The following is a 6,691-nucleotide window of genomic DNA, read 5'->3' on the forward strand; positions in this document are numbered from 1 at the left end:
AGGACGATCGGAGGCTCCACCATGCTCTTGCTGACCACGGGAATCGCACTGGCTCTCCACGGCTCCGCGGACGCGCAGCCACTCCTGGACCCGCCCACCGACTATGGGCGATCTTTCGTGACCACGTCCGGAAACATCGGCAACGAGCCGGTTTTCTGGATCGAATCACGCTGCCGCATCAGCGATCCGGCTACGGGCGAAGTGCGCGACTACTACCAGTGTGCCTCGTGCAAGAGCGAGAACACCTTCGCCACCCACGACCTGTTCCACGAGAAGAACTACGACTTCCTGCCGGTATTCTCGGACAAGGAGACGGTGATCTTCCGCCGTGCCCTGCCCGCGAACGCCAACCCAAAGCAGGTGGTTGCACTCTCTCCCTGGGGCCAGATGACCCCGGTGGTTCGCACCGCGAAGATGCGGGTTCTGAACTCGCCCGATGAGATTGTGTCCGCGATCCAGGCCGCCGTGCCCATCATTTCGCAGACCGAGATACGGGATGATGCGTCAGGCCGCACGGCGATCATTGAGTGCCCCGTCAAAACCATGAACATGAATGACCAGCGGCGCATCTACCAGGTGGATACCGGCATTGTCATCCTGCCTGACTTGACCTTGCCGCCGGACCAGTGGTCTGCAGGTTTGCAGCTGGCCTTCATCGCCTTCAATGAGCCGACCTGGGCCGACTTCATTGTCGACGAGCCCACGCCGGTGGAAGGCGGCGCGCTGGTGCACCATTTCTCGAAGCGCCTGCATTTCACCGCGCGCAATATGCTGCTTGCCCTTGACGACGGGTCGATCCCGTGGGAAGTGAAGACTCGGTCCACCGAAGTAATCCGGGAAGGCAACGTCACAAAGATCCGCTTGCTCCCGCCCGGCCCCGGCAATCCCAGGAACTCTGAGGGCGATTTCATCCGGCTGAAGGACGGGACCATTCTCTTTGTCTACACCCACTTCACCGGCGGCGGTGGGGACCACGATGCGGCGTTCCTGGCCGGACGCACCTCGACCGACGGAGGAGTGACATGGAGCACGGAGGATCGCCTGATCGTGCCCAACGAGGGCAAGATGAATGTCATGTCCGTCTCCCTGCTGCGGCTGCAGAGCGGGGAGATCGCCATGTTCTACCTGGTGAAGCAAGCGCCCGACGACTGCCGGGCCTACATGAGGATCTCTACCGACGAGGCGCAGACCTGGAGCGAGCCGCGTCTTTGTATGCCACGGGGCGGGTACTATGTTGTGAACAATGATCGGGTGATCCAGCTCACCAGCGGGCGGCTGGTCATCCCCGCCGCACGCCATGTCCTGGAGGGCGAAACCCAGTTCCGGCCGGGGGTGGCCATGTGCTTCGTCTCGGACGACAACGGGGCCACCTGGACCATGGGCGCCGAGATTGCGCCGCCGTTCGATGGCGGCTCCGGGCTGCAGGAGCCGGGGATCATCGAGCTGAAGGATGGGCGCCTCATGATGCTTTGCCGCACCAGCTGGAACGTGCAGTACCGCAGCTACTCTTCCGACGGCGGCCTAACGTGGAGCGCGGCGGAACCCACGGATATCAAGTCGCCCTGTTCGCCGGCGACCTTCGAGCGCATCCCGCAGACAGGCGACATTCTCATGGTCTGGAATGACCACTCGGCGGCCCCTGAGCTCGGGCAGAAGCGCACCCCGCTCACGGTGGCGATCTCGAAAGACGAGGGGCAGACCTGGGAACACGCGAAGAACATCGAGGATGATCCAAACGGATGGTTCTGCTACACCGCGCTGGAGTTCGTAGACGACCGGGTGCTTCTCGGCTACTGCGCTACGGGCAGCAGCCTGCCCCACCTGAGCCAGACGGGGATCACTTACTTCGACGTGGACTGGCTGTACCACTGAGGCTATCGCGCGGGCCCGGCTGGCCGGATCTACCGCCGATGGAGCACCTGGGTGCAGCGATGGGCCGCGCCGTAGCCGCCGGTCAGGTTGCTGAAGTCCTTCCAGGTGGCATTGACCCCGCGCAATGCGGACCGGTGGCAGGCCGATGACCCAGCCGCGGCCGGGATGCGGTTCGGGCCGATACACAGGAAGTTCGTGCCGTATTTGAGCTGGTCGTCGTTTGACACCGGGATCAGCCTGAGACCCATTTCTTTCTCGAGGCACTCCCGAAAGCCCGCATTCTGCTTCTCAATCTCGTATCCGTTGGGGCCCGGACGATACACGTCGATTGTGCAGCGCCGGTCGGGCAACGCGGGCAGCAAATACAGCACAGATCGGGCGACGAATCCGCACACTCCAGCTGCGAGGAGCGAAAACACCAGTGTAGCGATCCCCGGTGCCGAAAAGCCGACCCCATCGAGATGCTGCCCTCTCCGGCGCACGGCGAGGCTATTCCTCGGGCATCCAGGGTGTCGAGGCATCCCAGTCGTGCAGGAGTTTCGCCAGGTCCCGCGCTGTATCGGATTGGGCGTCGGTACCTGCCAGGTTGTGAAGCTGGTACGGGTCGGCGGTGAGATCGAAGTAGTGATCCGGCGTGGTACTGAGGCCCTTGCGCTCGTGATCCGGCGGCAGATGGAGCATGTGGGTCGGCGTGCGCACCGCCGCGCCATGCCCGATCTCTATGACCGAGTAGTCGCGGACAGGCGGACGGTCCGCCAGGAGGCTCTGCCCGGGCATGTGATCGGGTTGTTCGACTCCCGCAGCATTCAGCAAGGTAGGCGCGATATCCACAAGACTCGGCACGCGGTCGGCGATGACGGTGCCGGATGGGACACCGGGGCCGCGCATGAGCAATGGGACTCGAATAGACTCCTCATTCGGTCCGCCTTTCTGGACCAGGCCCAAGCTGCCGAGATTGTCTCCGTGGTCTGACGTGAAGACCACGATAGTGTTCTCAGCAAGACCCGCCCGCTCAAGCGCGCCCAGCATGCGTCCCACCGCCCGGTCCATCCATGTCGTCACCCCGTAATACTCCGCGATGAGTTGCCTCAGATTGTAGCCTTCCGGCAGACGGTCCGCGTACGGCAGGCCCAGGTTGTAGTGTCGGAAATCCCACCGGTAGACTTTGTACCAGTAATCCTGGTCCTTGAGCGGCCGCGACAGGTCCACATTGGGCCGCAGCGGGATGGAATCCGGGTCGTACATGGTCAGGTACTCCTCGGGCGCGTCTGCCACTGGACAATGCGGGGGCGAGATGCTGTAGTACAGGAAGAAGGGTCTCTCGGCGGTTTTCCGCGCGCCGATGAACTCCTCGACCCGCCCGGCCTCGAAATCCACGCTCCAGCCATCGGGGACGAACTCCGGTCCGCCGTTCTCGGTGAAGCTCTGGCCGCTGTGACAGTGATGCACCCGGGGAATCAGGTAGTTGTCGAAACCCACGTCATCCGGCCACGAGTGGATGTGCCACTTGCCGATGGCCGCCGTCTCATAGCCCGCACCCCGCAGCAGTTCGGGCAGAGTGGTATCCTTCAAATGCGGCCTGCCCGGATAAGGGTACTCCGGCATGGCGCAGTCGCCCGGTTTCGTCTGGAAATGCACATTGCCCACGCCACCGGTGCACGTACGGTTATACTCGCCGGACAGGAGCACCGAACGGGCGGCCATGCAGACCGGGAAGTTGGTCACCGCGAGTTCAAACCGCGACCCGTCGCGCGCCAGAGAGTCCACATTGGGGGTCTGGATCACCGGGTTGCCGTAGCAGCCGGTCTCGAAGGCGCGGAGTTGATCGCAGATGCACAGGACGATATTGGGGCGGTCGGGCATGGAGGCCTCCAGAAGGGTACGGTGCAGAGTTGGGCCGGACACGTTGACATTTCCACGCCCGGCATGCACTGTCCTTGGAGCCGGCGCGACTGCTCTTCATCCCGCCGCCGCCCCGGCGTATAATGTGTCTGAGGAGTGCGGACCGACCGCTTTGTTGCCGATGAGTTCCAGGAGGTCATCCCATGTCGCGCTGGACCATTACGCTGGTTCTGCTCTTCGTCGTCGGGACCGCCGTCGCCCAGCCATCCAACTGCCGCCTGTACCTGGCCGCGCAGTATAACTGGGGCGCCAAGACTGGCTTCTACCTGGACCTGGAGGGCGCGGTGCTCGAGAAACTCCCCCTGATCCTGGGCGTCGCGGACGGCAACCAGTGGGTGTTTGATTCCCACACTCCGGGCTTCGAGACCGGGCGCGAGTATTCAATCCGGGCGATCATCCGCGACGGGGCTTCCGAGGTCTATCTGGACGGGGAGAAGGTCATTAGCAATCCCGGGCGCTACCTGCCTTCGCAGGTGGAGCTCGTCGTGAGCGACCGGCCGGCGTGGGCTTCAGAACCCGGCGACTGGGTGGGCGCAATTGATGACATGACCGTGACCGTGGAGCGCGCCGGCGAAGCCGTGCATACCCGGGCGTTCGAATTTGCGGACGCAGCCCGGGCGGTGCCGCTGATGCAGTTCGAGCCCGGCCGCGCCCAGAGCGCTGAGCTTGCCGTGCGTCCCGGGGACACTGTGGTCGTGGATTTTTCCCTGCAGTTCGCATCCAGTGACACCAGGGCCTGGGCGCCGTACATCGACAAGTATGGGCAGAGCATCCACGCGGAGTTTCCTGAGAAGGTCAAGAGTGACGAAGAACTCGTGGCAGACATCGCCCGCGAAGACGAAATACTGGCCGGGATGCCCCCGTCAGAGGACTACGACGCCTACGGCGGTTACCTCAAGGCGGGCTGGAACTCGGACGCCACGGGTTTTTTCCGCACCCTCAAGCGCGAAGGCAAATGGTGGCTCATCACCCCGGACGGCAACCCCTGCTTCTATCTTGGGGTGAGCAATGTCCCGGCCACCGGCTGGCCCACAACCCCTGTGAGCGAGCGCGAGTATCTCTTCGCCAACCTGCCGCCGAGAGACGGTGCCTGGGGCGCTTGCTGGGGAAAAAACCACTGGGGCATCAACGACGGGACCGAGTATGTGTGCTTCTATACGGCGAACCTGATCCGGAAGTACGGGCATGAATCTTTCAGCGACCGTGCCCTGCAACGGGCCTTGCAGAGGCTGCGCTGCTGGGGCTTCAGCGGCGGAGGCAAGTGGGGTGGCCCGGCAACCGTGGTGACCACACCCGTCCTCAACCGCTGGAGCGTCCCCAACCTGGTGGACCACCCGGACGTGTTCGACGCCGCAGTCCGCGATAAGTTCACAGAAAGCCTGAGGCAGCAGATAACCCCGCGCAAGGATGACCCGATGGTACTGGGCTGGTCCCTGGGCAATGAGTTCGACGAGCACATCAAGCCCGAGGAGATCCGGAAGATCATGGCGATGCCGGCATCAACTCCGGCGAAGCGCGCCCTGATCGACCATCTCGTCGAGACACGTTACGGCGGCTCCCCGGCGGCTCTCGCGGCGGCCTGGGAGATTGATGCGCCAACGTCCGAAGCCCTATACGCCTCGCGGCCTGAGGTCTCCACTGACGACATCGAGGTCATGCGTCGCTTCTATGCGGACCGGTACTACCAGTTCGCATACACGACCATCAAAGAGATCGATCCCAACCACCTGTATCTCGGCTTCTGGATCGTCCCTGGCTGGTGGGTGAACGAGCAGGATTGGCATATCGGTGCGAAGTACTGCGATGTCATCGGCTATGACCGCTACCGGCTGGAGTACCCCGAAGAGCGACTCGACAGGCTCCAGCAGGCCGCGGACAAGCCCGCTCTGTGCGGGGAGTTCAGCTTCCCGTCGTGGTATGCGGGGCAGCGGGGCTTCGGTAAGTACGGCGTCGCAACCGAAAGCGACGCAGAATCAGGGAAGCGCTACAAAGATTGGGTGCGTGCAGCCGCCAATGACCCGTACTGTGTGGGCCTGATCTGGTTCCACTTCCGGGATCAGCCCCTCACCGGACGCGGACCTGGACGCGGCGACCGTCTTTTCTACGGCGAGCACTTCGCTTTCGGGCTGGTGAGCGAAACAGACCGGCCCAAGTGGGACATGATTGAGCAGATGCGCGACGCCAACCTGAACGCCGCGCCCTGGCGACTTGGGCTGACTGAATAGGTTTCTTGCACACGGAAAGATGCGGGAGTGGCAGGAGAGCCTGCCACTCCCAGTGCTGCTTCCTCAGAGGCCGCCGTGTTCCTCGCCGTGAACCGATAGCGGGACTGTTGCGGGCTCGCTTCCCATGAACAGGTAGTTGCGCGTGGTCAATGCGCGCCCGTTGATTGCCTCAAAACCGAACCCGGTCTCACCGGTCATCTATCGCTCCGGGCAGGCCACTCGCGGTTACCAGAGGCCGATCCAGCACGGGGTTGGAGCCTTGGGCACTCTCCTCCGTGCACCCGACTCCGGCGACCAGCCGGCTCAGGCTGATGACGCCGCAAGTCAACGCCTTCCCCTACGAGGGTAGGCCTGCGGCAGCATGGCCTCGCTACTCATGCAGGAATACCCGAAACAACCTGTCAGACACACCGGGCAGAGGGAGAGTCCGTACCGAAGTCTAGTGCCGGGGCGTGAATCTTGCTGAGAACGCAGGGAGCTACCCTTTGTTCGGAGAACGGTAGGTTGTCACCCAAAACCAATCTCCGAGGGGGTAGCTCCGTGAGCACAATATCGATAGCGCCGTTGGATGTCAACACGTACGAGCGGGATGAAGTGTTTCGTGGCTTGATCGGAATCGTTGAAGGTGTGGCGTGTGAGGCGCTCGAGTCTCTGATCAATGGCGTGCTGGATGATGAGGTCACGCACGGGCT

4 protein-coding genes are annotated in these 6,691 nt (G+C 63.1%); 2 read left to right on the forward strand and 2 right to left on the reverse strand.

The window, feature by feature from the left end; genetic code table 11:
• The first annotated feature begins 21 nt into the window (after window positions 1–21).
• The gene (locus HPY44_11385) at window positions 22–1,872 is read left to right on the forward strand and encodes an exo-alpha-sialidase (GenBank protein NSW56611.1); all 1,851 of its coding nucleotides are present in this window, start codon (window positions 22–24) and stop codon (window positions 1,870–1,872) included.
• A 29-nt stretch (window positions 1,873–1,901) separates the two neighbouring features.
• On the opposite strand, the gene HPY44_11390 is transcribed toward HPY44_11385, so the two are convergent.
• Both HPY44_11390 and HPY44_11395 read right to left on the reverse strand, forming a co-directional pair.
• Entirely contained in the window at window positions 1,902–2,354 is a 453-nt protein-coding gene (locus HPY44_11390; GenBank protein NSW56612.1) for a hypothetical protein, read from the reverse strand.
• Window positions 2,355–2,361: 7 nt separating this feature from the next.
• The gene (locus tag HPY44_11395) at window positions 2,362–3,735 is read right to left on the reverse strand and encodes a sulfatase-like hydrolase/transferase (protein NSW56613.1); all 1,374 of its coding nucleotides are present in this window, start codon (window positions 3,733–3,735) and stop codon (window positions 2,362–2,364) included.
• Window positions 3,736–3,917: 182 nt separating this feature from the next.
• On the opposite strand from HPY44_11395, the gene HPY44_11400 reads away from it, so the two are divergent.
• On the forward strand, window positions 3,918–5,999 hold the full coding sequence (locus HPY44_11400; protein ID NSW56614.1) for a glycosyl hydrolase: 2,082 nt from the start codon (window positions 3,918–3,920) through the stop codon (window positions 5,997–5,999).
• The last annotated feature ends 692 nt before the right edge of the window (window positions 6,000–6,691 follow it).

The organism is Armatimonadota bacterium, assembly GCA_013314775.1.
GTDB lineage: Bacteria > Armatimonadota > Zipacnadia > Zipacnadales > JABUFB01 > JABUFB01.

Bases quoted from the DNA above. Each gene is read 5' to 3' on its own strand.
- HPY44_11385 (NSW56611.1), top strand. From the start codon at position 22: ATGCTCTTGCTGACCACGGGAATCGCACTGGCTCTCCACGGCTCCGCG.
- HPY44_11395 (NSW56613.1), bottom strand. From the start codon at position 3,735: ATGCCCGACCGCCCCAATATCGTCCTGTGCATCTGCGATCAACTCCGC.
- HPY44_11400 (NSW56614.1), top strand. From the start codon at position 3,918: ATGTCGCGCTGGACCATTACGCTGGTTCTGCTCTTCGTCGTCGGGACC.